We start from the raw sequence: 2,396 nt of genomic DNA on the forward strand, positions 1-2,396 counted from the left end.
TGGATGGAAAACGACTTATCCAAATTGTTTTATGATGTTTGTCCTAAACATAACAATTTTATTTTGAACTGACTATATGAGCAATTTTTAAGTATGCTTTCATTCCATATTATAATACAATAGATTGATATAGCATTAATAAAATTGCAGTAATGTAACAATTATTACTTAGAATCATGTTTCAAGTAGTTTATAAATAAGCTCCTCACGCTAATTTCTCATTTAGAGTGACTAATAAATAGCCAGTTTTTATAGGGTTTAAGAATTGTTATGTATTGACAGCATAATCTTATCAAGTCTTATATTAATAAACCCCACTCTCAACTTATTTTTCTAAGGTATTGGTTTACTTAGTTTTTAAAATTTCAGTTAAAACAATTAGAATTTTAAATTCTATAAAAATCAAAAGCCTACGATAAGTTGAGATTGGCGTATTAATAAGGTAATTAGCCTCTATGTTCTTCTATAAATCATAAAAGATTTCTTTAATTATCTGTCTTCTTTTATCTACTACTTTAGAGTGGTAGATAGCGCTTGCTTGTCTTTTTTCCATATAAAACCTATTGCACTTATCAATTAGCTTAGCTGATCGCTACAGGTTTTATTTTTATATACCCATGATTAATTCATTCATATAGGAAGAACAAAATATGAACCGTAGTTATAAAGTCATTTGGAATAAGTCGTTAAAATGTTTTATGGCAGTATCAGAATATGCAAAAAGCCGTGGAAAATCTTCGAGTAGTGCTGTAAGTGCTAGCGCACCTGTGTCTGCAGATATAGCAACAAGAGGTACACAGTTATCGCGCTTAAGTGCCTTATGTGTGGGATTGGCAGCAGCGGGAATGAGTTTGTCGCCTCAAGTTTTTGCTGCTGCTAGTACAGGAGGCACAGGAAGTGGTACGGTAATTTCTTCTTCGAATTGCACCACCCCAGCTAATACAGGAACAACTGGGGGAGGAGTAAATAATAATTTTTCTGCTAATGTAGCTGTAGGTTGTGAGTCAGAAACTAAGTCCGCAGTTTCACTTATTGCAGATCGTAATAATCCTTATAACACTGATTACAGTACAGTAGACTCCAATGGACGTATAAAATATACAGGCGCAGCAAAAACAGCTATAACAACTGGTGGTGCAACCGCAATAGGTACAGGCGCCTTAACAGATAAAAGTCTTTCAGTAGCTATTGGCACATATGCTCACGCAACAGATATTGCTGGTGTGGCAGTAGGTGTGGGTGCTTTATCAAAAGGAAATACGGCTCTAGCGATTGGACGTCAATCAGCAGCAACTGCTGACTACGCACAAGCAATCGGTAATGTGTCTGCTGCAACAGGTAAAGGTACGCTTGCCATTGGTCATTCAGCTACCGCAACAGGTTATCGTGCGATTGCAATTGGTTCACCAGATATTGAGAGTGCAGGTGGTCTTGAGGGACAAGCTGGATCCAACTATCAAACTGTAGGCCAAACTAAAGCTTCAGCTAAAGATTCTATTGCTTTTGGTGGTGGCGCACAAGCGACTGCAGAAAACGCTTTATCAATTGGTGCTTACTCACAAGCGACTGCAGAAAACGCTTTATCAATTGGTGCTTACTCACAAGCAACAGCTGAAAAGTCAGTCGCTATTGGTACTGGCGCGAAAGCAACAGCCACTAATGCCGTAGTCATCGGCGAAGGTGCTAACACCGCTGTTTCAGGCGGGGTAGCACTGGGTCTAAATTCGAGAGTAAATGGTATAAATAGTGCCGCTCTGGGACAAAACTCTATTGCTGAAGCGCAATCAGGAGCATCATTTTTAACCAACATAGATGCCACTACTCAAGGTACTGTTTCTTTTGGTAATACTTCTGAAAAACGCCGCCTGACAAACTTAGCTGATGGTGCGATAGATAGCGATGCTGTAACAGTTGCGCAATTAAGAAAACAAAATATATTGAGCAATAAACAAGGTGAAGATACAGCAGCGGCTCTAGGTGGTAATTCAACTTACGATCCAGTTACGGGTGCAGTGACTCTACCTAAATACAATGTAGATGGCAAAGAAGTAACTAACGTTGGTGCGGCGATTACTAACATTGATGGTCGTACTACAACGAATAGTAATAATATCACTAATCTACAAAATCAGACATTTAAGATTCAGGCAAATAGTGATGCAGCAACTGCTGTTGGTGCCGATGCAACAGTCAGTTTTAAAAACGGTAAAAATATTAAAGTCAATCGCAATGGGAATGACATTACGATTGGTACAGCGGATGATATCAATGTTAATAGTGTCACTACCGGCAATACGGTGATTAATAACGCTGGTGTAACCACAGACAAAGTGACTGTGGGTAATGTTGTGATTGATAAAACCACAAACAAGATCAGTGGTGTAGAAGCAGGTACT

Annotated in this window: 1 protein-coding gene; it reads left to right on the top strand. The window is 38.5% G+C overall.

Annotation, left to right across the window (positions count from 1 at the left end):
• Positions 1–650: 650 nt before the first annotated feature.
• Positions 651–2,396 (top strand): ESPR-type extended signal peptide-containing protein (locus tag ACZ2XM_RS15140; protein WP_490589821.1); only part of this gene is annotated, 1,746 nt, incomplete at its 3' end.

It is taken from the genome of Psychrobacter sp. CoH-33_TS_01 (assembly GCF_058189395.1).